Genomic DNA, 25,062 nt, shown 5'->3' with positions numbered 1-25,062 from the left:
ATATCGACAAACTTCAATGCGTGCGCGGTCGAGCCTGGCACGACGTATCGACAGGTGTCAATGCATCGTGCAAACTAGGAGTCATGACCATCGGCACCGCACCCGAGCTTCTCGCCGACGCGCTCAGTGGATGCTGCAACCCGGCCCAGCAGCCGCTGACCGACGAGCACGCCGAACTGATCGCGCGGGTGTTCAAGGCGCTCGGTGACCCCACCCGCGTCAAGTTGTACTCTCTGATCGGCGGGTCCGCCCCGGGCGAGATGTGCGCCTGCGACCTCACCGAACCTGTGGGGCTCTCTCAGCCGACCGTCTCCCACCACATGAAGCTCCTCGTCGACGCCGGACTCGTCACCAGGGAGCAGCGGGGGCGCTGGGCCTACTACCGGACCACCCCGGGTCCCTTGACTGCCGCGGCGCAGGCGCTCACGGGAACCTGAGCCACCGGTCGGCAGCCCGGATCCCGAGGGCAAGAGTCCCGATGCTCAGCCGAGCAGAGTGGCGGCGCGGTAGGTTCACCACGGAGCCGCCTGCCCGGGGCGGACGGAGAGGAGCGAGCCATGCCCCGTGTGCTGTTCGTCGGAGGTACCGGTCAGATCAGCGCGGCCTGTGTGCCGGTAGCGCTGGCCCGCGGCTGGGACGTGACCGTGCTGAACCGCGGTGAGTCCAGTGTGCGCAGCCTGCCCGGCGGCGTGCGCAGCGTGCATGCCGATGTCCGCGACCCGGCCGCAGTACGTGCTGCGCTCGGGGATGCGAGCTTCGACTCGGTCGCCGACTTCATCTCCTTCACCCCTGAACATGCGGCCACTGCAGTCGACCTGTTCGCTGGGCGCACCGGCCAGTACCTGTACATCAGCTCTGCCTCCGCCTACCAGACCCCGCCGGCACGGCTTCCGGTCACCGAGGAGACTCCGCTGGAGAACCCGTACTGGCAGTACTCCCGGGACAAGGCGGCCAGCGAAGAACTGCTCCTGCGGGCCCACGAGGAGTCGGACTTCCCGGTCACGGTGGTGCGGCCCTCGGCTACCTATGACCGCACTCGGATTCCCACGCTTGGGCGCTGGACCGACGTGGAGCGGCTGCGCCGTGGTGCCCCGGTGGTGGTGCTCGGCGATGGCACTACCCGGTGGACGGTGACCCGGGCGAAGGACTTCGCGATCGGCTTCGTGGGGCTGTTCGGCCGGGCCGAGGCGCTCGGCGAGGCATTTCACATCACCTCCGATCTGGCGCCCACCTGGAACGCGATCTACACCACCCTTGCCGATCTGCTCGGGGTGACGCCAGAGCTCGCGCACGTACCCGCGGAGGCGATCGCCGCCGTCGACGAACGCGTGGGCGCTTCCGCGCTGGGGGACAAGGCCAACGACTTCGTCCTGGACAACAGCAAGATCCGCGCCCTGGTGCCCGAGTTCGCGCCCACCGCGACGCTCGAGGAGGGTTTCGGCGAGAGCCTGGACTGGTACCTGGCCGACGAGGCCCGGCAGGGCGGTGACCCGCACCTGGATGCGATCTTCGACGAGGTGCTCCGGCGCGTCTAGGCGCCCATCGCAACCACGTACGACGGCGGAGCTCACCTGGCCCAGGTGAGCTCCGCCGTCGACTGTGCTCGCCGGGTGAGATTTCCGTCGCGAAACGGCCGCGGAGCGACGCTCAGGTCACCCACCATGCACTCCCATCGGCGCGAGGGGGTTGTGCGGCGCGTCGTCCTAGCCATACGATCGTACTTCATGACCATGTCGATCGTATTGGAGAAGTGATGCTCCGCATCATCGAGCTGCTCGGACTGCTGGCCCCGGTCGCGGCGGGAGTTCTGCTGGTGCGCTACCGGCGGCGGTCGCGTGCTGCGTTCGGGTGGGGGATCGCGGGCTGCGTGGTGGCCGCGTTGGCCTCCGGGATCGGCGTGATCGGTGAACGGGCGAGTCTCGCTACCGCCCTGGGCTCCGGTGGCGGTATGGCGGGCGTGCTGGAGCAGATGGGGTCCTGGGCGTGGCTGCGGTTCCTGTTCCTGGTAGTGGCGGTCGCGCTGCTGGTGGTCGCAGCCCTGGTCGACCGGCCGGACCGGAGCCGGCCGATGGGCTGGATCCTCGGCGGACTGGTGTTCGGGGTACTCGGTGTGGTGACCCGTGCCGTCGACATTCCGATCGAAGGGCACGAAGGTCTCACCGTCGTGGTCGAGCTGCTGATGGAAGCGGTCGAGGCGGCGCTGCTCGGGCTGGGCGTCCTGCTCCTGGCAGTGGCTGCGGTGGCGCACCGCGCACCCGCGGACTCGCAACCTGAGCCCACCGAGCTGGCCCGCCGTGCCGGGATGGCAGCATGGCGTCTGTACAGCACCTATCGCGGAAGCAGGTACCGATGAGTTCGAGCGCGCGGGACGGCGTGGTGACTGCAGTGATCGCGATCGTGGCGGAGTCCGGATTCGAGGGGCTGAGCGTGCGTGCCGTCGCCGCCCGCGCCGGGGTATCGGTGGGCGCAGTGCAGCACCACTTCCCGACCAAGGCCGAGATGCTCACCGCCGCGATGGCCTCGATCGCCACCGGCGCCGCGGAGCGGTACGGCGAGCTGGAGAAGATCGAGGACCCGGCCGAGCGCTTGTCCGCCCTCGTGGACCGGCTCCTACCCGCGGACGCCCAGAATGTGGTGGCGAGGATCTGGTTGGCCCTCGCTGCCCGCGCCACCGTGGACGACGCCGCCGCGGCGGCCTATGCCGACCTGTGGGGCCGGATGCGCGCGGGCCTGCGGCTACTGCTGCCGGCCGCCGGCGGGCGCGCTGACACCGCGGAGCAGGACGCTACCGAGCTGCTCGCTCTACTGGACGGGCTGGCGGTGAGCATCGTCGCCGAGGATGGCCGGATCGACCCCGCACGCGCCCGCCGGATCGCGCACCGTCGGGTGGCGGAACTGATCGGTCCGCGCTGAGGCAGGGCCGGTCGGGTCTCGCTGGCCTCCGGCGTCAGTCCGGGGAGGGTACGTGGCCGAGCAGCTGTGCGCCGCGCGCCTCGTCCCAGCTCATCGTGTGCCGCACCGAGCTGTCCCAGTCCCGGGTCCAGCCGAGCGCGGTGAACAGGTGGTCCAGCAGGTTACCGGTGAAGCCCCACACCCAGCCGGTCGGCACCCGGAATCCGCTGGAACCGTGACCGCCGATCCACACCGTGGCACGCGCGGCCGGATCGAGCAGCTCATCGACCGGCGCGCGCAGCGTGTGCAGCACCTCCGCGGTATCCAGCACCCGCCCCGCCCGCACCGAGGGGGCCCAGGCCAGCACCGGTGTGACGACGAACGAGCTCACCGGTACCAGCACCGGCGGGAGCTCGCCGAGCACCTCCACCTGGTCGGCACTGATGCCGGTCTCCTCCTCGGTCTCTCGCAGGGCCGCTGCCACCGGTCCGTCGTCGCCGGGGTCGATCGACCCGCCCGGGAGCGCGATCTGCCCGGGGTGGTGGCGCAGCAGCGGGGACCGCTGCACCAGGAACACGTCGGTATCCAGAAGCGCTTCGGACGGTGCCGATGCCCGCTCCCGCCGGGCTGCGCCGTCGTCGGCATCGATCGCAGCGGCGGGCTGACCTGCTGCGGTGACCGACTCGGTACCCACGGTGACCGACTGATCAACGGCGAGGGGACCTGCGCCGGTGCGCTGCGCCGTCGGCGTGAACAGGGCGAGCACAGCAGCTTGCCGGAAACCGGTGGCAGCGGCCGCGTCATAGGAGTGCGGGCCGGCGAGAGCTTCGAAGGTGCCGTTGCGGGCCCGGTCGGCCACGGCGAGCAGGTCTCCACGAGCAGGGTGCGACACACGGCGAGCCTACGCGGCCCGCACAGGTGAGTAGTATTCGGCGCGGAGAGACGTCGGCCGGCCAGGGACGGGGCATGCGATGACAGAAGCCGGGACCAGCGCCGAGGTGGTGCGCGTGGACAACGTCACGCGCTCGTTCGGCGGCCTGCAGGCCGTGGCCGGAGTCTCGCTGCAGATCGCCCCGGGGGAGACGTACGGGCTGCTCGGCCCGAACGGTGCCGGTAAGACCACCACGATCTCGATGATCGCCGGTCTGCTCGCCCCGGACTCCGGCAGCGTGTCCCTGCTGGGTGAGCCGATGGGTCCCCGGCACGTGGCGATCCGGTCCCGGATCGGGCTGGTGCCGCAGGACCTTGCCCTCTACCCGGACCTGAAGGGCCGGGAGAACCTGCGCTACTTCGGGGCGCTGCAGAACCTGCGCGGCAGCGAGCTGCGAGCCCGGGTGGACGAGGTGCTCGAGGTGGTGGGGCTCGCGGACCGCGCCAAGGACCCGGTGAAGGAGTACTCCGGAGGGATGAAGCGACGGCTGAACATCGCCGCCGGGCTGTTGCACCGGCCCGCGCTGCTCATCCTGGACGAGCCCACCGTGGGCGTGGACCCGCAGTCCCGGAACGCGATCCTGGAGTCGGTCGAAGCCCCTCTCCGGTGAGGGGATGGCGGTCCTGTACACCACGCACTACATGGAGGAGGCCGAGCGGCTCTGCGACCGGATCGGGATCATCGACTCCGGCGCGATCCAGGCGGAGGGCACCCGCGCCGAGCTGATTCGGCTGGTCGGCGGTCTCGACCAGGTGCGGTTGGCCGGAACCGGGGACACCGACGCCGCCGTGCGTGCGCTGGAGCAGGTGGCCGGGGTGCAGCGGGTGGATCTGGTCAGCGGCGGCGTGGTGTGTTCGGTGACGGACGCACCCGCGCACCTGGCCGCGATCGTCACCGCGGCCTCGCGCGAGCTGGAGCTGGCCGATGTGGAGATCACCCGGCCGGATCTGGAGCAGGTGTTCCTGCATCTGACCGGCAAGGAGCTGCGGGACTAGACCATGCGCGCCCTGCTGACGATGACCGCGGTGGATCTGCGCCGCCGGCTGCGAGACAAATCGGTGCTGATCTTCTCCCTGGCGGTTCCGCTGGCGCTGATGACCGTGCTCAACCTGCTCCTCGGTGGGGTGAACGAGGGGGAGTTCGAGCCCGTGGACCTGGCGGTGTCCGCTGAGTCCGACGACGAGCTCGCCGGTGTGCTCGTCGATGCTCTGGCCGACACCGGCATCGTGGACGTGACCGTGATCGACAGCGAAGACCCGCGGGCGGAAGTTCAGGCCGGTTCGGCCGATCTGGGCATGGTGGTGCCCGAGGGGTTCACCGCTGCGCTCACTTCCGGTGAGGAGGCGCCGGTGCGGTTCGTGATCGGCGACGGCGCAGGGTTGTCCGGGCAGGTGCTCGTCACCGTGGCGCAGGGGGTGGTGGAGCAGTTCCGGGGTGCTTCGGTGGCCGCTGTGGCGGCCGGTACGGCCGGACTGGATCCCGAGCACGCCGGTGTGCTCGCCGAGCAGGTGCTTGCGGCGCAGGCTCAGGTGCAGCTGGAACAGGGTGAGGCATCCTCGGAGCAGCTGAGCACCGGTGGCATGCTGATCGCTGGTCAGGCGGGGCTGTTCCTGATGTTCACCGTCGGGTTCGGAGTGCTCGGGCTGATCACCGAGCGCGAGGAGGGCACGCTGGTGCGGCTGCGGTCGATGCCGGTGCGGATGTCGACGATCGTGGCGGCCAAGGCGCTGACCGCGTTCGTGCTGGGGCTGGTCGCCACCAGCGTGCTGCTGACGGTGGGGTCCCTGTTGTTCGGGGTCGACTTCGGCTCGGTACCGGCAGTGGGGGCGCTGGTACTCGCTGCGGTGCTGGCCGCGACGTCGCTGACGTTCGTGGTGGTCCGGCTGGCGCGCACCGCCGAACAGGCGAATGTGGTGCAGTCGATCATCGCGCTGGTGCTCGGGATGTCCGGAGGGGCGTTCTTCCCGATCACCGCGCAGGGGGTGCTCGGCACCATCGTGGACCTGAATCCGATCGCCGCCTTCACCCGAGGGCTGGGGATCACCTCCGGCGGCGGTGGACTGGGCGAGATCGGGGTGCCGGTGGCGATCATGGTGGGCTTCGCTGTGGTGTGCCTGGTGGCCTCGCGGCTGATCCCGAATCGCGGGGTGGCGCAGTGAGCGCGGCAGGGGCAGTGGTGCCGCTCGCGCGGCAGTGCGGGTCATGGGGAGGTGCGCGATGAGCGCGGCGTGGGCGGTGGCGACAGTGGAGCTGCGCCGATTCCTGCGGGACCGGTCGAACATCTTCTTCACCTTCATCTTCCCGTTCATGCTGGTGGTGGTGATCGGCGCTCAGTTCGGGGGCGGCGCCAGCAACGGCCGAGTGGTCCTCACTGACGACTCCAGCGCTCTCGGGCAGCGCATCGCCGCCGAACTGACCGAGCGGGACCTCACCGTGGAGGTCAGCTCAGCCGACGACGCTCGGGAGACGCTCGCGCGCGGTCGGGCCGATGTAGGTGTGCTGATCGACGCCGACGATGCCGCTGCCTTCGATACCGGTGAGCCGGTGCAGCTGGAGATGATCTCGGCGGCATCCAGCAATGCCTCGGCCGTGGCCCAGCTGGTACAGACCGGGGTGGACGAGCTGGACCGTGAGCAGGCCGGAGTCGCGGCCCTGACGGACGCGGGGGTGGGCCAGGAAGATGCTGCGGCGGCGTGGCAGGACGCCGAGGAGCAGGTGCCACCGGCGGACCTGGAGGTGGTGGATGTCGATGAGGTCAGTCAGGCGTTCGCCGGCGTGACCGGGTTCGACGTCGGGGCCTCGTCCCAGGCGCTGCTGTTCGTGTTCCTGACCGCCCTGGCCGGCTCGGCAACGCTGATCGATGCCCGGCGGAACCGAGTGATCGCCCGGACCCTCGCCGCGCCGGTGTCGGTGGTCTCCGTGGTGGCCGGTCAGGTATTCGGCCGATGGGTCATCGCGTTGTTCCAAGGGGTCTACGTGATGGCCGGCACCACTGTGCTGTTCGGGGTGAGCTGGGGGAACATCTGGTTGTGCGTGCTGGTGCTGGCCGTGTTCGCGGCGGTGGCAGCCGGAGCAGCGATGACCATCGGATCCCTGCTGGACAACGAAGGTGCAGCCTCCGGGTTCGGGGTGGGGATCGCCCTGGTACTGGCGGCGCTCGGCGGCTGCATGGTGCCGCAGGAGATCTTCCCGGCGTCGTTGCAGTTCGTCTCCTCGTTCACCCCGCACGGCTGGGCCTATCGGGCGTTTGCGGAGATCCAGCGTCACGACGGTGGCCTCGGCGACATCCTCGGCCCGCTCGCAGTGCTGGTGGCGATGGCGGTCGCCGTGCTGCTGCTGGGCAGCCTGCTGCTGCGGCGGAGTATCGCCCGGGCGCTGTAGCGGGCGGCGTGGCGATGTCGCCCGGGGTGGTGTGGTTCTAGCTCGCCGCTGCCTCGGAGGCGGCCAGCTCCTCGTTCTCGATGGCAGCGATCTTGTTGAACCGGCCGACGAACTCCGGGTCGCTCTCCCCCTTGAACGTGGCGCCGAGGAAGGCATCCACGATGCTGGTGGCCATCTCCGGGCCCACCACGAAGGCGCCGAAGGCGATGATCTGGGAGCCGTTGTTCTCCCGAGTGTGCCGGGCGGTGAACGGCTCAGAGCAGACCGCGGCGCGGATACCGCGCACCTTGTTCGCTGAGATCGAGATGCCGATCCCGGTTCCGCAGATCAGGACACCACGCTCCACTGTCTCGTCGCGGATCGCGTGGGCGACTTCCCGGGCGTAGGTGGCGGAGTACTCGGCCTCCCCGCCGGTCTCCGGCGTGAAGCCGTAGTCCACGACGTCGTGTCCCTGCTCGCGCAGATGGGTGATGACCAGAGACTTGAGCTCGCTGCCGGAGGCGTCGCTCCCGATACCGATTCGCATGCCTCCATGATACGTGGCCTGGTTGGGGGAGTCGCGGGCGTGCTCGGCCCGGTCGACGCGGTGGGCGGAGCGGTGCACGGAGCGTGGACGGGTCGCCTATCAGCGATCTCGTGGCGGCTGGGGCGGGTGATCGCGTGGCGGGGCCCGATGAGCTCGTGAACGCCATGTTGCGCGGCTATATCAAGCATTTTTGTCGCAGCAAGGAGCGGTCGCGGTCTAGAGGATCGATTGAGATATCCAGGGCGGCGAATGAAGCGTTCCAATATTGCCACGTTTTCCACAACCCTCCCGGTGATTCGGGGACTTATTGCCACGTTTTCCACACCCCCGATTGTGTTTCGGGATCTTGGTGCCAGGTTTTCCACAGCCCCCTTCGTGGGTGTGGTGGTGTGAGCCCTCGGGTGGGGCAGGATCGTAGTAAACGGCGCGCAGATCGGGTGGTCGCACCCCTGGAGGTCTGGTAGTCGCGATCCGTGGTGGTGGGGTGGTCGCACCCCTTCGCGTCTGGTCGTCGCGGTCCAAGATAGTCGTGCCCGGGTCGGTAGTCTCGGCTTCGTCAGCGGTTCTCAAATCCGGGTGTGTCGGTGTTTGATGGGGTGTCGGTGGTGGTGGGTATAGTAGAAACAGAAACCTCGAACACTAGTTCGTAGAAGCGTAAGAGTAGAGCAGAACAATTCGGCATATGGGAAGGGAGGTGAATGAGGTATGACGTTGACCACGGATACGCAGATCCCGGTCACGGCGGGGCAGGTGTGTGAGCGCCTGGCGGGGGTGCGGGAGGAGTTGTCGGTGTTGGCGCGGGCCTCGTTCGGTTCCTTCACCGAGGCTGATGCCGGGGTCGTGGTCGCCGGGGTGGAGCAGGTCACCCGCGCGGTGGAAGCGCTGCAGACCCAGTGCGCAGGGGGTATCGATTCCGGGCAGGCGTGGTCCAGGGGCGGGTATCAGTCCTTCGCCGCCTGGTGGAGCCTGCACACCCACCGGCGCCGGTCGACCTCGCACGCGACGCGGATGCTGGCCCGCGACCTACGCGAGCGCCTCCCCTTGACCGCCCAAGCCTTGACTGAGGGGCAGTTAGGACTCGAGCACGCCCGGGTACTGGCCCGGTTCACCAAGAGCGAGGGCCAACGGGCCCAGCTCGAGGACGAGGCCATGGGTGAGGGATTCCTCGTCGCTGCGGCCGGGCGGATGAACGCCGAGGACTTTACCGGGGTGGTCAAGACCTGGGCGCTGCGCACCGACCCCGGTGCCGGGGACCGGAACTGGCGCGAGCAGGGCGCGACGCGGGAGCTGTTCGTCTCCCAGGTGCTGGACGGGACCGATATTCGTGGCTGGCTCGGCACCGAAGAAGGAGCCGTGATCAACACCGCCCTGGACGCCGTGATCGGTACCCCGGCTGCCGGGGATGAACGCACCCCCGCTCAACGCCGCGCGGATGCCTTGGTGCACCTGTGCCGGACCTTCCTCGATGCCGGCACCCTGCAACCCGGAGCCCGGATCCGACCCCACCTAGCGATCACCATCGACTACACCACCCTCGAACGCCTCCTCGGCGCCACCGGACCCACCTGCACCCCCCGAGACGCCTTCGGCCAACCCACCCTCAGTGATGCCAATGCCAGCGGTGGTGGGGTGGTGATCCCGGCCGGACTGGACTACGACCTCCTGCGCGGGACGGCACCGGCCACGTTTGCTGATGGCACCCCGATCCCGCACGGGCAACTGACCAAGCTGGTCTGCGATGGAGAGTTCCACCGGGTCATCTTCGGTCCCGAGGGCGAGATCCTGGACTCCGGACGCACCCAACGCTTATTCACCCCCGCCCAGACCCGGGCCGTGATCGCCCGGGACCGGCACTGCCAATACCCCTCCTGCACCGCACCCCCGGGACAAGGGGAGATCCACCACAGCATCTGGTGGTACCACCAAGGACACACCAGCACCGAGAACGCGATCCTGCTGTGCTGGTACCACCACACCCTCGTCCACCAACACCACCTCAGCATCACCGCCCACCCCGCCCACAGCCCCGACCAGCCCCGATGGTGGACCTTCACCGACCCCCACGGCCAAGAGATCACCACCATCCCACCCCCAACAGCCACCCACACCCCACCCCCACCCACACCACCACAACGCCAATAAACCAACCACCAACCACCACCGGCCCCACCAGAGCAGCAAAACCCACACACCCCGGGCAACAGCACCCAGCACACTCCAACGCGTCGACCACCCGCACCACGGCCAGGTAGGTGCCCACCGACGCGCTACAAACACGCCACCAACACACCGCACCGCACCAGCACGACCCGCTGCGCGCACGGCGGATCAGCGGGTACGGCCGGATCAGCGGGTACGGCCGATCAGCCAGGACCGCCGGGGCGGCAACCGCCGATCACCCGGAACGGACGGTGCGGTCAGGCATTCTGGACGCCGGGCACTCCGGCTTCGACCACGAACGAGGAGCGCGTCGAGACCGCAGCGCCCGGCGTGGTGACGTACGGCACTTCCCGGTAGTCCACCTGCAGCAGGTCCTCATCCAGGTGGCATCGGACGTAGCCACGCTGCAGTGAGCCCCAGTGCAGGTGAGGGTTGGCCGCATAACGGTCGTCAAGACCGCTGTCATCATCGGTGCCGTCGGATCCACTGGTCAGAGAGGTGCCGGCGAACTCCGCGCCGACTGTCGCTGAGTCCGGGTCGTCGTAGTCGGCTTTGAGGTCCAACACGTAGTTGCGGTGGATATCTCCGGTGAGGACGACGAAGTTGGAGACGTCCTGCTCGGCGACGGTGTTGAGCACCCGCTGTTGGGACGCCTGGTAGCCGTCCCACCCGGCGGGGGCGAACTGCGACTGTTCGCCCGGCAGGGTGTCCAGCATCCCCATCAAGACCTGTTGCGGGACGATGTTCCAGCGGGCAGGTGAGGAGGTGAGGCGTTGCAGGAACCAGGACTCTTGGTCAGCACCCAGCATCGTCCGGCCGGAGTCCCGCCGTTCGGGTGAGTCGGGGATCGGCTTGGTGGACAACTCCACGCTGCGGTACTGGCGGACGTCCAGCACGTTGAAACGCGCCAGGCGGCCGTAGTCGAAGCTGCGGTACATCCGCGCTTCTGGCCCCGCCGGCCGCTGCGGCTTTCGCAGCGGCATGTGTTCCCAGTAGGCCCGGTAGGCGTTGGCTCTCCGCACCACATCGTCAGCGGTGGCTTCCTCCACCGGATACTCGTTCTCCACCTCGTGGTCGTCCCAGGTGGCGATCCACGGTGCCTGTCGGTGCGCATAGATCATGTCCGGGTCCGACTTGTACAACGAGTACTGCAGCCGGTACCTGCTGAGTGATCCCGTCTCGACGTTCAGCTCGGTCGGGACGGGCTCCATCCCCACGCGCAGACTCGTCTCCGTGCTGATGGCGTACTCGTAGATGTAGTCACCGAGGAAGAAGACGAGGTCCAGGTCCTCGTCCCCCAGGTGCCGTGCGGACGTAAAGTAGCCGGCGCCGAAGGAGTTGCAGGAGGCGAAGGCGAAGTTGAGCTGGCCCAGGCGTGTCCCAGGGGCCGGTGCCGTGCGGGTGCGGCCGACCTCGCTGACGTAGTCACCGGCGATGAACCGGTAGAAGTAGGTGTAGCTGGGCCGAAGACCTCGAGCGTCGGCATGGACAGAGAAGTAGTACTCCGGATGGGCGAGCTCGGTACCCTCCCGGGCGATGGTGGTGAAGTTCTCGTCCTTGGACACCTGCCAGTGCACCGGGATCGATGCGCTCGGGTCCAGGCCGCCGTACGGAGCGAACTTCTCCGGGGCAAGCCGTGTCCACAGGACGACGGCATTGCGGAGCGGATCTCCGGAGGCGATGCCGAGCGTGAAGGGATTGGACGGGAACCGTGGTTCCCGGACCCGGGCGGACGCGGGGTCGGGCATGTTGAAGGTGAAGGCCAGAGTTGCGGCGCCCATCCCACCCAACAAGGCCCGGCGGCCCATAGTGGTGTCACGAAACAGGGAGTCAGACTGCTGTATCCCGACCATCGTGGCACGCTAGCACGCATGACTTTCCCTGACTATGCGTCATGCGCATGTCCAAGGCGAGGGTTGTTCTGGAGCGTGGCCTCGACCTCGCGGCGGAAGTCGTGCAGCCAGATGCGGAGGGTGGCATCGTCGGCAATCTCAGCCGGTCCGGACAGCGCGAGTGCCACCGGGTAGGCCTCATCGGCACGGATCGGGATGGCGGCGCCTACTTCGCCCGGGTTGTGCCAGTGCCGCAGGACCAGGACGTCGTGCTCGGTCCGCTCCCGTGCCGCTGCGAGCGCTGCTTCCTCGGTCGCGGGCAGCACGTCGTGATTGCCGTGCCACCCGTGCCGTACCCGGGAGGCCTGCAGGGTCGCCAACGCATCGTGCTCCGGTTGGTCGAGGAGGAGCCGCATGCCCGGGGCAGAGACCTGGATCGGATAGTTGGACCACCAGAAGTCGATCATCTCCCCGGAGGCGAGCCTGCGCAGGAAGTAGATCATCTGCCTGCGCCAGAGCATCCCGAGGGACACGTTCAGACCTCCCGCCCGCTCGCCGATGCGCCGCATCGCAGCCCGAGGCCGATCGATCAGTGGGAACTGCTCGCTGGCGGAGGCCAGGGACAGCACGCCGAAATCCGGGGTGAAACCGGCGGAGGTCTTCCGGACGAACCCGGTGTCGGTCAGCGAAGCCAGGAGCCGGGACACCGACGACTGATGCAGTCCCATCTCCTGTGCGATGGCGGTCGCACTGAGCGGCCGTCCGGCGTCGACCAGTTTCCGCAACACGGTGAGGCCGCGAGTGAGCGCCTCAACGCGTTGGCCGTCCTGCCGATCAGCTTGCATCGCGACAGAGTAGTGCGCGTCTGACGCATGTCGGACCAGGACTCGCGGTCGGTAGCGGATGTGCAGTCCGCCCACCAGGGTTCGTGGTCGGCACACTGTCGGCGAGGTCACCGGCGAATGCCGCCGGGTCGGTCAGAGTCCCGGCTCGGGATGCGTAGGCTATGCGCGTGTCCACGATGGGTGAATTAGTCAAGCAGCACAGCGACCTGACGACTCAGGACGCCGAGTGGTTGCACCTGCTGGTGGGCGACTGGCAGGTCATCTCCGACCTGGCCTTCGCCGACCTGGTGCTCTGGCTCCCCACCACGGGGGGAGACTTCGTCGCGGTGGCGCACTCCCGCCCGTCCACCGGTGCAACCGTGCACCATGACGACGTCGTCGGCTCGAGTGTGCCGGACAGTCTGCGCGACACACTCACGCGGGCACGCGAGCGCGAGGGGATCAGCCGCGCCAAAGAGGCCCGATGGAACGGCACATACGCCATCCGCGAGGAGATCATCCCGGTGGTCCGGGCCGGCAGGACTCTGGCGTTGATCGCACGGGAGACCTACCTCGGCGCCAGCCGCACGCCTAGCCGGCTCGAGGTCAACTACGTCGAGTCGGCTGACGAGCTGTGCGGGATGATCTCCCGCGGTGAGTTCCCCCTCCCGAACGCTGCTACCGGCCCGCGCCGTGGGGCACCGCGCGTGGGTGACGGGCTGGTTCGGCTGAACAGCGAGGGCGACGTGCTGTATGCCAGCCCGAACGCGCTGTCCGCCTTCCACCGGCTCGGGGTGACCGACGAGATCGTCGGGCGTCCGCTCGCCGAGGTGGTCACCCCGCTGATCGAGGCGAGCTCCCCCGTGGACGAGTCGCTGCCGCTGGTGGTGATGGGCCGGGCGGCCTGGCGCACCGAGGTGGAGGCGCGAGGGGTGAGCCTGTCCCTGCGTGCGGTGCCGGTCACCGAGTACAGCCAGCGAGTGGGGGCGGTGCTTCTGGTGCGCGACGTTTCCGAACTGCGCCGCCGGGAACGTGAGCTGCTCACCAAGGACGCCACCATCCGGGAGATCCACCACCGGGTGAAGAACAACCTGCAGACCGTGGCCGCCCTGCTCCGGTTGCAGGCGCGCCGCACCGACTCCACCGACGCTCGTTCCGCCCTCGAGGAGGCGATGCGCCGGGTGGCTACGATCGCCACTGTGCACGAGGCGCTCTCCCAGACGATCGACGAGGTGGTGGACTTCGACGAGGTCTTCGGACGCACGCTGCGGCTGGCTGCTGACGTCGCCTCCGGTGAGGCGCACGTGAAGACCGTGCGCACCGGCACCTTCGGCCGGGTCCCGGCCACCGATGCCACCGCCCTGGCGGTGGTGCTCACCGAGTTGGTGACCAACGCCGTCGAGCACGGTCTGGCTAAGGTCGGCGGCACGGTCACGATCGAGTCCGAGCGCTCCGGCAACATGCTCCGCGTGCGGGTCATGGACGACGGTTCAGGGATGGAACCACAGGCGGCGATGAACGGGCTGGGTACCCAGATCGTGCGCACTCTGGTGGCGACCGAACTGGACGGCAGCATCGACTGGGCGCCACTGGAGGGTGGCGGAACCGAAGTGGTGCTCAAGGCGCGGCTGGCGGAGATCCGCGAGGCTTGAGCCGCGCCACTTCAGACGAGCCCACCAGAACCAGTCAGCTCGGGACCGGCACACCCGGGCCGCGGCAGCCTTCAGCCAGCCCAGCCTTCAGCCGGCCGGACATACTGAACGGCCGACCCCCGGAGTGGGGATCGGCCGTTCGAGAAGTGCAGTCCGGTTAGCCGGCGCGGCGCGCCCGGGCGGTACGGCGCTTGAGAGCGCGACGCTCGTCCTCGGACATCCCGCCCCAGACTCCGGCGTCCTGCCCCGTCTCGATCGCCCACTTCAAGCAGGTGTCGACCACCGGGCACCGGCGGCAGACGGCCTTAGCCTCTTCGATCTGAGACAGCGCCGGACCGGTGTTCCCAATGGGGAAGAACAGCTCGGGGTCTTCAGTGAGACAGGCCGCGTCGTGACGCCAATCCATGCGTACTCTCCTTCTAGGGGCATGCAAACGCGCTGGGAGCCCGATTCGATCGTCAGGCAGGAGGTGAGAACCGCGCGTTCGCGTCATTTCTCTAAGAACAACTGTCACATGGTTCACTCGCCGTACACAAGGGGTTCTTGCGAACTTTCAATCAATGTTGCCTGAGAGATGAGTCACATCAGCCGCCGAATCGCGCCACTCTGCGATGTCGCCGGAGACTAGTTCGCCACCTCTGTGGTATTGCTCACCAAGGCTCGTGCTCGTGCTGGCTAGGGTGTGAGGGTGACTGACGAGAAGCCTGCCTCCCGCTCGGCACCGCTGCTGATCGGCCTGGCTGTGGTGCTGCTCGAAGCTGCCGTTCTCGTGGTGCTCGGTATCGGGGTCGTGGTCGCTTCTCTGCTGGACCACGGGGACATGCTCGGCACCAATGCTGGCGTGCTTGCCGTCCTCATCCTGATCGGTGGATTCCTCCTTCTTGCTGTGCGCGCGATGTGGCAGGGAAAGCGGTGGGGCCGAGGTCCGGTGATCACGTGGCAACTGCTGCAGTTCTTCGTAGCGGTCACTTCCTGGGGCGCGCTGGAGTGGTGGGCACTCGTGCCCGCGCTGGTCCTGCCCGTGATCGTGGTGGTGTGCCTGTTGCTGCCGGCTTCGTTGGCGGCCACTGCTCAGCACGGCCGTCCCGACGGCGTTCTCTAGTCCGCGCGGGAGTCGCCGTCCACTGTGGTCACTTGGAGCGGTACGGCGCCCGTGGAGTCGACCAGCACACCGCGGCCGGGCCGGGTGACCGGGTCTTGGACGCTCCGGAGGTCCAGTGACGCGTGCGCCGGCCGGGGGTCGGCGAGCACCAGGCTCAGGTCGGGTTCGCGCAGCCGCATCGCGAGCGGGTGGAACGAGCTGGCCAGTGACTCGGCTCGAGCGCTGCCGAGCACGCAGACACCTGGTCGTTCGTCCAGGAACGCTGCCCAGTGCTCGGCAGCGGCGCCAGGGAGCCGGTCAGCGTCGTCGATCACCAGTACCTGCGGGGCTCCGGTTTCCCTGCCCGACGGCGCTAGCGCGTCCGCGCTCTGGCTGGAGAGCGGCTCGCCTCCCTGAAACACCTGCCAACCGTGCCCGGTGAGCTGGGCGGTGATCGCCGCCAGCGCGCTCGACCGCCCCGAACCCGGTGGTCCGCAGACCAGCCAGGTGTCGCCGCGGTCCATCGTGCGATGCAGCCATGAGGCATCGTCCCCGCCCCGGCCAAGAGCCAGTGCTGCGCGGCCCGGTGGTGCAGGAGTGCCGGGGATCGCGCCGCTGCCTGGTGGCGCAGAAGTGCCGGGGATCGCGCCGCTGCCCGGTGGTGCAGGAGTGCCAGGGATCGCACCGCAGTCCGGCGGCGCAGAAGAGTCCGAGGGCTGATCGCCCGGTGGCGCCTCGGCAAGCCGGACAGTGACCGGCAAGGGCGCCAACCGCAGCGGGTCCGCACCGGCCGGCTGCCATTCCTGCGGGTCCGGTGCGGCGAGCGCGACCTGAGCCACCCAGGCGTCACCGCGCCCGAGCAGTACCCCACGCCCCGGCGGCCAGCCCGAGGCGACCAACCCACGGGGAGCCCCGGCGAGTACCGCGTCGGCAGGATCCCGGGGGCAGAGCAGAAGTTGCTGATCCGCCGAGGCTGCCCACCGCCGGGAGCTCTCTGCCGCGGTCAGCACCACGTCCAGCCCGAGCCGCCGGGACCGGCGGAGCACGCTCTGCAGCAGCTCGGTGCCATCGCCGAGGCTGCCCACCTCGTCCAGGCACGTCGCCACCGCTTCCACATCGTCGATCACGAGCAGCCCGGGAGTCGATCCGGCGAGCAGGCGCTCCAGCAGCCGACGGCAGCGTCGCGGATCGTCGGTGGGGCACCAGGTGCCGGCGGCCGGCGCGTCGTGGCCGGGCCACGCCTCGGCGTCCTCAGCGAGCACATGCACACACGTCCCGCTGCGCAACGCCGCCTCGATCAGCGCGCGCAGAACCGTGCTGCGTCCACTGCCTGGTGGGCCACTGACCAGCAGGGTCCCACCGGTGAAGCACCGCGTGCCCAGGCGCTGCTCGTCGGGGAGGTCCAGCAGCGCCCAGGGCAGGCGGTAGCGCGACGATGACTCGTCATCGGCCGGGGCGAGCGGTCGGTGGACTGTGGGTGCGTCGGCCGAGGCGACCCCGTGGTCGGGCGCCGCTGCACCGGCGTCGGCCGAGGCGAGCGCGTGGTCGGGGGCCGCTGCACTGCCGGCGGCCGGCTGCTCCGCCCACCAGGACTCCGGGAGCGGCGGCGCCCACGGCCGTCGCAGCGCGCGGCGCCAGGGCTCCTGGTCGACCAGCAGCAGGGCCGCCCGGTTCAGCGCCGTGACCCGTCTGGTCACCCACCCCTCGGCCGCGGTTCCGCACCACGCCGCCTGCACCTCTTGCGCGATCTCGGTGCGCAGCACCGCTCGCCCGGGGATCCGCGGCAGACGCGCGGCGGTGGAGTCGCCGAGCATGTCGAGGGAGTCGGTCTCCTCCAGCACTCGGAGGCACAGCCGCACCGTCAGGTTCGCGCGCATGTCCGGCGTGATCGCCCCACCCGGGCGTTGGGTGGCGAGCACCAGATGGATGCCCAGCGACCGGCCCTGGGCAGCCAACCGGACCAGAGCCTCCAGCTGCTCCGGGTGGGTATCGGCCATCACCCGAAACTCGTCCACCACCACCAGGAGCCGGCCGAGCCGGTTGGCTCCCTCGGTCCGGCGGCGCTGCTCGGCCAGGTCGTGCGCGCCGACCGCGGCCAGCGCGCGCTCTCGGGCCCGCAGCTCCGCCTGCAGGCTCGTCAGGGCCCGTGCCGTCGCGGACTCCTCCAGGTCGGTGAGCACCCCGGCGACGTGGGCGAGCTCGCGCAGCGGGGTGAACGTCGCCCCGCCCTTATAGTCGAACAGCACGAAGCTGGTGTCCGCTGGCGAGCCCTGGTGTGCCAGGGCGAGGATCCAGGCGAGCAACAGCTCCGACTTCCCCGATCCGGTGGTGCCGGCCACCAGCGCATGCGGACCATGCTCGGCAAGATCGAGCCAGACCGGACCCTGGTCGTTCATGCCGAGCGGCGCCCGCACCGCCGGCTCTGCCCACCCGGTCAGCAGCGCCTCCTCCGACTCGGGAAGGAGCTCGGCCAGGTGCACCGCACTGGGCACGGTGGCTGCGCCGTCGGGGGAGTGGTTCAGCTCGGCCACCACGGCCCGGGCCCAGTCCGCACCTACCTGACGATCGTGCCCCGTGCGCACCTCCACCACGGTTGAGCACCACCGGGGCACCTGTGCCATCCCGGCTGCCAGCACGAGGTACCGGGCACCCTCCTCGGCGGTAGGGAAGTCCAGACCAGAGTGAGCCTCGACCACCCGAAGCAGCGGCACGCCGTCGACGGCTCCACGCTGCTTGGCCAGACCGGCAAGTTCCGGCCAGGGAGCCTGCACCCGTTCCGCGGTCATCGCCGCGTGCCGCAACGCGATCCACCGGCCCAACGCCGTCACCGATTCCGCCGCACCCACCAGGGCCAGTCCGGACCCGGGTGCGGGCATCGGCACGAACCGCATCCGCTCCGCGCGGCGGCCCACCCGCCCGCGGAGCAGGCCATCCGGTCGGCGCGGCACCGGTGCGCGCACGTTCGCACGGCCGATCTCCCAGCGCGGACCCTCCTCCGGAAGCACTACCGGGGCGCCGGCCGCGGCGAGCAGCGCAGCCGGATCCGCGATCGGCTGGGGAACGGGTGGCTCAGGCTCCTGGCCACCCACGGCCCGGCGCAGCCGCCGGGCACGCTCCCGCAACGCCGGCCACAGGATCGCCGCGATCAGCACCACCGGCAGCGCGATCAGCAGCACCACCCGCCACCGGCCGCCCCCGCCACCGAGCAGCAGCGGCAGCGTGGACACCGACATCAGCAGCGGCAGCATCAGCCGGCCGAGGAGACCACCACCGAGGTCGGCTGCGTGCTCCGGGTCGGCCGGCAGCACCATCCCGGGGTGCGCCCGTAGTTCCAGCACCGACGACCCGGCGAGGATGCGGCTGCCCACCGGCAGCGGTCGCCAGCGGCGTCCCGCCCGGGTGGTCCACCGGGCCGGCCGGGGCGGTGCACCGGCCGCCGGCTGACCTCGAGCCAGCCGCAGCCGGGTGCCGTTGACCGAGCGCAGATCCTGGATCCGGACCCGCCCGCCGCGGTCCCGGACCCGCAGGTGCCGGCGGGAGAGAGCCGGATCGGGGAGCGGAAGGTCGGCGTCCTCACCGCGGCCCACCACCACTGCGCCCGCGCACAGCGGGACCACCCAGCCCACCCCGGGCCCGGCGGTCACCGCGAGGTGGTGTCGTGCAGCAATGTCCATCCCTCGATCGTGCCCGGCGTGCGCAGAAGCCGCCGGAGCCCTGTGGACAACGGCGGCTGCTGTCGGGGCCACCCGGCGTCGGAGGTAGCTTCCGGGATCGGAGCCAACGTAGAGGTTGCCTCGGATCCCGGAGGCTGCCTCCGATCCGCCGGGCGCCAGGCGGTCGCGCTCAGTCCACGGCGAGCGCCGCGGCCGGGGGCGTGCGTGCCGCCGAGCGGGCCGGCAGCGCAGAAGCGAGCAGCCCCGCCGCGAGCGAGACGCCGGCGACCAGCGCCAGGTCCCGCCACGGCACCACCATCGGCACCTCGGCCATCTGGGTCAGCACGATGGCCGATCCGGCCCAGCCGAAGACGAGACCGGCGACGATCCCGATCAGCGCCCCGGCGCCGGCGATCATCAGACCCTCGATCGCGAGCATCCCGCGAAGCTGACCACGGGTGAGGCCGAGCGCGCGGAGCATGGCCGACTCCCGCCGTCGTTCGAGGACCGAGAGGGACAGCGTGTTCGCCACCCCGATCAGCGCGATCACCACGGAGACGGCGAGCAGACCGATCACCACGGCGAGAATGGTGTTCACCACCTGCTGGTATCCGGCCCGCTCCACGGCGGCGCCGCTGACCATCGGGGTGTCGGCACCGTCGAGCGTCTGCGAGGCGTCGGTGAGACTGGACTGGACCGCCGTCACCGTGTCGTACTCGCCCTCCTCGGCCACCCGGGCCCAGAGGATCGTGGTCTGGGCCTCCGGGTCGAGGCGGGTGAGAACGTCGGGAGTGACGAGCGAGGTGGTGCCGTCTAGGCTGGTCACCGCGACGGTCAACGTCACCTCCTCCTCGCTCCTGCCGGTCAGCGCGATCTCGTCGCCGGTATCGAGCTGATAGCCCTCGGCGAGCTGGTGGCCGACCACGATGGTGTCCTCGGCCAGCCCGGCGGTCGCGTCGCTGCTGCGGACCACCTGGTTCAGGTCGCCGGTCGCCACCGCGGCCACGTCCTGGCTCACCTCACCGAGGTCCGGCAGGTCCCCGGTGGTCGCCGTGCTCGCGAGCAGGGCGGTGTCCTGGACGCCGTCGGTGGTGGTCACCGCCTGGACCTGTTCGTCGCCGAGGGTGGTCGCCGTGCTGACTTCCAGGTCCACCGGGAAGCGTGAGTCCAGCTCTGAGCTGAGTGCGTTGCCGGCGGCGAGCGCACCGGTGCTCATCATCGTCACCAAGGTCACCCCGATCACCAAGGCGCTGGCGGTGGCCGCACTGCGGCGGGGGTTGCGTACCGCGTTCGCCACCGCCACCCGGGCCGGGACGTTGCGCTGCAGCAGGCGCCCGACCAGCCGGATCAGTGCCGGCACGATCAGCACACAGCCGAGCAGCAGCCCGAACAGGGAGAGCAATCCGCCGAGCATGCCCACCCCCAGGGCGACGATCAGCAGGTCCGAGTCGCCACCGGAGCCGGCCAGAGACAGACCGAGGGCGAGCAGCGCGCCGCCACCGACCACGGCCACTGCCGCGATCACGACCCGCACCTTGGAGGCGCGGGAGGTAGGGGGTGCATCCGCGGGCCGGAGCGCGGCCAGCGGCGCCACCCGGGTGGCAAGCCGGGCCGGAAGCAACGCCGCCGCGATCGTCACCACCAGGCCGGTCAGCACCGGGACGATCACCGCAGCCGGGGTGATCACCAGATCGGTGGACAGCGGGATCTGCGCGTCAGAGCCGGCCAGCACCCGGAGCCCGACAGCCATCAGGCCCACTCCGACGCCGACACCAGCGAGTGAGCTGACCGCGCCCAGAATCGCTGCTTCGGCCAGGACCGAGGTGTGGATCTGGCGGCGGTCGGCGCCGACACAGCGCAGCAACGCCAGCGTGCGGGTGCGTTGCGCGACCAGCACCTGGAAGGTATTGGCGATCACCAGCGCGGCCACGATCAGAGCCACCGCGGCAAACGCCAGCAGCAGGGCGAGCATGGTGCGGTCCGATCCGGTCAGATCGGCGGTCTGGTGCTCGGCGATCTCCTCCACCGTCTCCACCCGCGCGCCACTGCCGGCGAGGTCGGAGAGCTCGGCGGCGGCCGCGTGGACGTCCGCGCCGGGCTCCAGGGCGACCAGCACTTCGCTGCTTGCGCCCTCCTGTTCCGGTGCGGAGTACGCGAGGATCTCGGCCAGATCGTCGGCGGTGACCAGCGCACCGATGGGAGCGAACAGATAGGTGTCCGGGGAGGCGATCAGCCCGACCACGGTGACCGGGCGGTCCTCACTGGTCACCGTGCCGCCGTCGTCAGTGGACTGCCACTGTTCCTGGACCAGAGTGAACTCGTCGCCGATGCTCAGGCCGAGGCGCTGGGCTGCCCCTTCGGCGACGGCGATCTGTCCAGTCTGGGTAGGCAGCTCACCATCGGTGAGGGTCGCGCTGTTCAGCCGTTCGTCGCTCGCGGTGGCGCCGAGGGAGGCGTACTCGGTGCGCGCCCCGGCTTCGAGCTGTCCGCCCACCCTGGTCATCGGGTCCGCGGCGGCGACCTGGTCGGTGTGGCGAACCTGGTCCACCTGCTCGGGAGTGATCGCGTCCCCGGACAGGACCAGGTCGGCGTCGGCGTATTGGCTGGTGACGGCGTCATAGGTGGTGCGTTCCATCACCGCGCCCGCCATCAGGCTGGCCGCGACGAACGCGGTGCCGAGCAGGATCGCGATCCCCGCGGCCACCAGCCGGCCCGCGGACGCGCGCATCTGGGTGAGGGTGAGGCGAAGCATCAGCGGGCCGTCGCGGTGGTCTCGGCAGCGCGCAGCGCATCCAGTCCGGCCATCACGGAGTCCGGGGTCGGGTCCGCGATGGTGCCGGCGATCCGGCCGTCGGCCAGCAGTACCACCTGGTCGGCGTAGGAGGCAGCGGCGGGGTCATGGGTGACCATCACGATGGTCTGACCCAGCTCGCGCACGCTGCGGCGCAGGAACGAGAGCACCTCCACCCCGGACCGGGAGTCCAGGTTGCCGGTCGGCTCGTCCGCGAAGATCACATCCGGCCGGGTGCTCAGCGCACGGGCGATCGCCACCCGCTGCTGCTGGCCACCGGAGAGCTGGTGCGGCTTGTGCGAGAGTCGGTCGGTCAGCCCGAAGGTGCCCACCAGCAGGTCGAACCACTCTTGGTCGATCTTGCTTCCGGCGAGCTCGGACGGCAGGGTGATGTTCTGCTCCGCTGTGAACATCGGCAGCAGATTGAACGCTTGGAACACGAACCCGATCCGCTCCCGGCGCAGCACGGTGAGCTGGGAGTCGGTGAGGCTGGTCAGCTCGGTACCGCCGAGCACCACTCGGCCGGAGGTGGCCGAGTCCAACCCGGCGAGCAGGTGCATCAGGGTGGACTTGCCGGAGCCGCTGGGGCCCATGATGGCGGTGAAGGCACCGCGGGCGAAGTCCACGCTCACCTGGTCGAGGGCGGTCACTGCCACATCGCCGCTGCCGTAGACCTTGGTGAGGTCGCGGGCGCTGACTGCGGCCGGTGGGTTCTGCGCTGTTGTCGTCATGCTGCTGACGCTACGGAGCACGGGCCGGGGTCGTCGTCGCGCCAGGGGCTGGTTCTGCTGTCATCCCGTAGGTGGACCCGGGGGTGACACGGCTCCACCCACCCCGCCAGCCAGCGCCCGCCTCACCCCCGTCCCGCAGCCGCACCCGCCCCCGCACCCGCACCCGCACCCGCACCCGCACCCGCACCCGCACCCGCACCCGTGAATCGATTCATTCGTTACTTGGCCCGGGCAGTAGTGCTCCCGGGTATCGCCTCGCCGCAGGAAGTATCGAACCGGTCTGCTGGTCTACCGGTGACCGGCGACCGGCCGCCAGCGGCTATCGACCGGCACACCAGCATCCGGCCGACGAGCGTCCGCGCAACCGGCTACGAGCCGGGATTGACCAGCCCGGTCTCATAGGCGGTGACCACCGCTTGCACCCGGTCCCGGGCGCCGAGCTTGGCCAGCACCCGGCCGACGTGCGTCTTCACCGTCGCCTCGGCCACGAACAGGTCGGTAGCGATCTCGGAGTTGGTGCGGCCGCGGGCCATCAGCACCAGCACCTCGCGTTCGCGTTCGGTGAGCGAGTCCAGGATCGTCGCCGGTGCCTTCTGCTCGTCCGGGAGCACCGTCGCGAGGTGGGCGATCAGCCGGCGCGTGCTGGACGGTGCGATCACCGCGTCCCCGCTGTGCACAGTCCGAATCGCAGTGAGCATCTCCTCCGGCGGGGCATCCTTGAGCAGGAAGCCGCTGGCACCGGCCTTGATCGCCTGGAGCACGTACTCGTCCAGGTCGAACGTGGTGAGGATGACCACGCGCGGGGACTCACCCACGCGGCTGGTGTCCGCGTCGGTGAGCTGCGCGGTGGCGGCAAGCCCATCCATCATCGGCATCCGGATGTCCATCAGCACCACGTCCACCTGGTGTGAGGTGAGCAACCGCAGCGCCTGGGCGCCGTCACCGGCCTCGAGCACCACCTCCATGTCCGGCTGGGAGTTGATCACCAGGGCGAACCCGGCCCGCACCAGCTGTTGGTCGTCCACCAGGGCGACTCGGATCGGGGCACCGGTGGCCGGTGGGTCGATGGTCATCGTCGGGAGTGGTCCTCATGATCGGGAGAGGCGGGGTAGGGCTGGCCAGCCCCAGTCTGCCACTCGGCAGGTGCGGGATGGCCAGAGGTGAGCGGTGCCGTCGGCGGCCGGCCCGGGCCCACGGTGTTCGGCGGCCGGATCGGCAATGCCTGCTGTGGAGCCTGGGGTGGCGGCCACGGTCGCCCGGTGGGGGCGCCGCGGGGAACACCGGCCGGTTCGGACTGGCCCGGGTGGCCCACCACCGGAGCCCCGGCCGGCACCGGGATCTCCGCATGTACCCGGTAGCCGCCACCCGGGCGCGGTCCGGTAGCGAGGGTGCCACCGAGCATCGTGGCTCGTTCTCGCATCCCGAGCAGCCCCTGCCCGGCTCCGTCGGAGGACGCTGCGGCGCCCCGACCGTCGTCGTCGATCTGGAGCACCAGGCTGGCCGGCGTCCACTGCAGCAGCACCGTGGCGCCGGCGCCCGGACCGGCGTGCTTGAGGATATTCGTCAGCGACTCCTGGGCGATCCGGTAGATCGTCAGCCCGGCGCCCGGCGGTAGTGCCCGCGCCGTGCCCATCCGCACCAGCGAGACCGCAAGCCCGGTATCGCGCACATGAGCGACCAGAGTGTCCAGGTCGGCCTGTGCCGGCTGCGGGGTGAGCGCCGCATCGCCGCGCCCGTCGCTGCGCAGTACTCCGAGGATCCGGCGCATGTCCGCCAGTGCGTCCCGCCCGGTCTCGGAGATCGTGGTCAACGCGTGCGTAGCCGCCTCGGGGGAGGTGGCGGCCGCGTACCGGCCGCCGTCCGCCTGCGCGATGATCACCGAGAGCGAGTGCGCCACGATGTCGTGCATCTCGCGGGCGATCCGGGCCCGCTCGGCGGCGGTGGCAATCTGCGCCTGCTGGTCCCGCTCCACCTCCAGCCGGGCGGCGCGTTCGGCGAGCGTCTCGATCTGCACCACCCGTGCGCGCCGCATCAGGGCGATCGCCCAGGTGCCGAGCACGAACGCGGACAGCAACCCTGCGACGCTCAGCGAAGCGACCACTGCGCTGGTGGTCACCTCACCCCGGGCGAAGAACAGCCAGCCGCCGATGATCAGGCAGCCGAAGATGCCGGAGAACAGCGCCGTGCGCCGGGCCCACACCGGGCCGTATACGGTCACCGAGTACAGCGCGATGAAGATCACCACGTCGGAGCCGGTGAGGATCACTCCGGCGAGCACGTGTGCCAGCGCCATCGCGTACACGGCCACCGAGGAGGCCACTGGTCGGGTGCGCCGCCAGGCGAGCGCGGCCGGCATGCCCAGGCCGGTCAACGCGGCCACGATGCCACCCACGGCGCTGCTGGAGGCGATGCCGATCGCCACGGACAGCATGCCGAGGGTGAACACGAGGATGGCGGCGATGATGGCGTCGACAGTGAACGGGCGCGCCCAGGAGGAGCCCGTCCGTGGCGGTGTCGCCGGCTGTGTCACAGCCCCAGCGTACGAGCGGCGGTTCGGTATCGGCGTCCAACCGCAGGTGGAGCACGACGGCGGAGCATCAGTCCGCGG

Annotated in this window: 21 protein-coding genes; 11 read left to right on the top strand and 10 right to left on the bottom strand. The window is 70.0% G+C overall.

Going from position 1 to position 25,062, the window contains the following annotated elements; genetic code table 11:
• Positions 1 to 83: 83 nt before the first annotated feature.
• From FU260_RS17805 to FU260_RS17790, 4 genes are all read left to right on the top strand, one after another.
• Entirely contained in the window at positions 84 to 437 is a 354-nt protein-coding gene (locus tag FU260_RS17805) for an ArsR/SmtB family transcription factor (RefSeq protein WP_147918257.1), read from the top strand.
• Between the two features lie 120 nt (positions 438 to 557).
• The gene (locus FU260_RS17800) at positions 558 to 1,535 is read left to right on the top strand and encodes an NAD-dependent epimerase/dehydratase family protein (RefSeq protein ID WP_147918256.1); all 978 of its coding nucleotides are present in this window, start codon (positions 558 to 560) and stop codon (positions 1,533 to 1,535) included.
• A gap of 218 nt (positions 1,536 to 1,753) precedes the next feature.
• Complete coding sequence (locus FU260_RS17795; RefSeq protein WP_147918255.1) at positions 1,754 to 2,353, top strand: hypothetical protein; 600 nt, start codon at positions 1,754 to 1,756, stop codon at positions 2,351 to 2,353.
• Entirely contained in the window at positions 2,350 to 2,913 is a 564-nt protein-coding gene (locus FU260_RS17790; protein ID WP_168211841.1) for a TetR/AcrR family transcriptional regulator, read from the top strand. The genes FU260_RS17795 and FU260_RS17790 overlap by 4 nt, the downstream gene beginning before the upstream one ends.
• Positions 2,914 to 2,947: 34 nt before the next feature.
• On the opposite strand, the gene FU260_RS17785 is transcribed toward FU260_RS17790, so the two are convergent.
• Entirely contained in the window at positions 2,948 to 3,784 is an 837-nt protein-coding gene (locus FU260_RS17785) for an NUDIX hydrolase (RefSeq protein ID WP_147918253.1), read from the bottom strand.
• A 79-nt stretch (positions 3,785 to 3,863) separates the two neighbouring features.
• Here FU260_RS17785 and FU260_RS24245 point away from each other — a divergent pair, with 79 nt between their 5' ends.
• The 4 genes from FU260_RS24245 to FU260_RS17770 are packed head-to-tail and all read left to right on the top strand — an operon-like array spanning position 3,864 to position 7,204.
• Positions 3,864 to 4,433, top strand: coding sequence for an ABC transporter ATP-binding protein (locus FU260_RS24245; RefSeq protein ID WP_244951246.1), 570 nt, complete (start codon positions 3,864 to 3,866; stop codon positions 4,431 to 4,433).
• A gap of 4 nt (positions 4,434 to 4,437) precedes the next feature.
• A complete protein-coding gene (locus tag FU260_RS24240) occupies positions 4,438 to 4,818 on the top strand; it encodes a DrrA family ABC transporter ATP-binding protein (protein WP_244951245.1) in 381 nt (126 codons plus the stop codon).
• Between the two features lie 3 nt (positions 4,819 to 4,821).
• Positions 4,822 to 5,982: an ABC transporter permease gene (locus tag FU260_RS17775; RefSeq protein WP_235912275.1), complete on the top strand. Its 1,161-nt coding sequence runs from the start codon at positions 4,822 to 4,824 to the stop codon at positions 5,980 to 5,982.
• A gap of 58 nt (positions 5,983 to 6,040) precedes the next feature.
• Positions 6,041 to 7,204: an ABC transporter permease gene (locus tag FU260_RS17770; RefSeq protein ID WP_147918252.1), complete on the top strand. Its 1,164-nt coding sequence runs from the start codon at positions 6,041 to 6,043 to the stop codon at positions 7,202 to 7,204.
• Positions 7,205 to 7,241: 37 nt separating this feature from the next.
• On the opposite strand, the gene FU260_RS17765 is transcribed toward FU260_RS17770, so the two are convergent.
• Positions 7,242 to 7,730 (bottom strand): RpiB/LacA/LacB family sugar-phosphate isomerase, encoded by a 489-nt coding sequence (locus FU260_RS17765; RefSeq protein WP_147918251.1) that lies wholly within the window; start codon positions 7,728 to 7,730, stop codon positions 7,242 to 7,244.
• Positions 7,731 to 8,435: 705 nt separating this feature from the next.
• Between FU260_RS17765 and FU260_RS17760 the strand changes: the two genes are divergently transcribed.
• Complete coding sequence (locus FU260_RS17760; RefSeq protein WP_147918250.1) at positions 8,436 to 9,872, top strand: HNH endonuclease signature motif containing protein; 1,437 nt, start codon at positions 8,436 to 8,438, stop codon at positions 9,870 to 9,872.
• 275 nt (positions 9,873 to 10,147) lie between these two features.
• Here the strand turns inward: FU260_RS17760 and FU260_RS17755 are convergent, their stop codons facing one another.
• Together FU260_RS17755 and FU260_RS17750 are read right to left on the bottom strand one after the other, a co-directional pair.
• The gene (locus FU260_RS17755; RefSeq protein ID WP_147918249.1) at positions 10,148 to 11,743 is read right to left on the bottom strand and encodes an alkaline phosphatase D family protein; all 1,596 of its coding nucleotides are present in this window, start codon (positions 11,741 to 11,743) and stop codon (positions 10,148 to 10,150) included.
• Positions 11,744 to 11,775: 32 nt separating this feature from the next.
• Positions 11,776 to 12,567 (bottom strand): helix-turn-helix domain-containing protein, encoded by a 792-nt coding sequence (locus tag FU260_RS17750; RefSeq protein WP_147918248.1) that lies wholly within the window; start codon positions 12,565 to 12,567, stop codon positions 11,776 to 11,778.
• A gap of 176 nt (positions 12,568 to 12,743) precedes the next feature.
• Here FU260_RS17750 and FU260_RS17745 point away from each other — a divergent pair, with 176 nt between their 5' ends.
• Complete coding sequence (locus tag FU260_RS17745; protein WP_147919600.1) at positions 12,744 to 14,198, top strand: sensor histidine kinase; 1,455 nt, start codon at positions 12,744 to 12,746, stop codon at positions 14,196 to 14,198.
• Between the two features lie 157 nt (positions 14,199 to 14,355).
• On the opposite strand, the gene FU260_RS17740 is transcribed toward FU260_RS17745, so the two are convergent.
• A complete protein-coding gene (locus FU260_RS17740) occupies positions 14,356 to 14,604 on the bottom strand; it encodes a WhiB family transcriptional regulator (protein WP_147918247.1) in 249 nt (82 codons plus the stop codon).
• Between the two features lie 282 nt (positions 14,605 to 14,886).
• On the opposite strand from FU260_RS17740, the gene FU260_RS17735 reads away from it, so the two are divergent.
• The gene (locus FU260_RS17735; RefSeq protein ID WP_147918246.1) at positions 14,887 to 15,300 is read left to right on the top strand and encodes a hypothetical protein; all 414 of its coding nucleotides are present in this window, start codon (positions 14,887 to 14,889) and stop codon (positions 15,298 to 15,300) included.
• Here FU260_RS17735 and FU260_RS17730 read toward each other — a convergent pair.
• The 5 genes from FU260_RS17730 to FU260_RS17710 all read right to left on the bottom strand — a co-directional run bounded on the left by FU260_RS17730 (position 15,297) and on the right by FU260_RS17710 (position 24,984).
• On the bottom strand, positions 15,297 to 18,953 hold the full coding sequence (locus tag FU260_RS17730; protein ID WP_147918245.1) for an FtsK/SpoIIIE domain-containing protein: 3,657 nt from the start codon (positions 18,951 to 18,953) through the stop codon (positions 15,297 to 15,299). The genes FU260_RS17735 and FU260_RS17730 overlap by 4 nt on opposite strands.
• Before the next feature lie 169 nt (positions 18,954 to 19,122).
• Positions 19,123 to 21,660 (bottom strand): ABC transporter permease, encoded by a 2,538-nt coding sequence (locus FU260_RS17725; RefSeq protein WP_168211840.1) that lies wholly within the window; start codon positions 21,658 to 21,660, stop codon positions 19,123 to 19,125.
• Between the two features lie 23 nt (positions 21,661 to 21,683).
• A complete protein-coding gene (locus FU260_RS17720; protein WP_147918243.1) occupies positions 21,684 to 22,454 on the bottom strand; it encodes an ABC transporter ATP-binding protein in 771 nt (256 codons plus the stop codon).
• 368 nt (positions 22,455 to 22,822) lie between these two features.
• Complete coding sequence (locus FU260_RS17715) at positions 22,823 to 23,527, bottom strand: response regulator (RefSeq protein ID WP_147918242.1); 705 nt, start codon at positions 23,525 to 23,527, stop codon at positions 22,823 to 22,825.
• On the bottom strand, positions 23,524 to 24,984 hold the full coding sequence (locus FU260_RS17710; RefSeq protein WP_235912276.1) for a sensor histidine kinase: 1,461 nt from the start codon (positions 24,982 to 24,984) through the stop codon (positions 23,524 to 23,526). The genes FU260_RS17715 and FU260_RS17710 overlap by 4 nt, the downstream gene beginning before the upstream one ends.
• Positions 24,985 to 25,062: the final 78 nt, after the last annotated feature.

The sequence above is a fragment of the Ruania zhangjianzhongii genome (assembly GCF_008000995.1).
In the GTDB taxonomy this organism is placed as follows: Bacteria; Actinomycetota; Actinomycetes; order Actinomycetales; family Beutenbergiaceae; genus Ruania; species Ruania zhangjianzhongii.
Note: the sequence above shows the minus strand (reverse complement) of the source record. Positions and strands in the feature narration are given on the sequence as shown.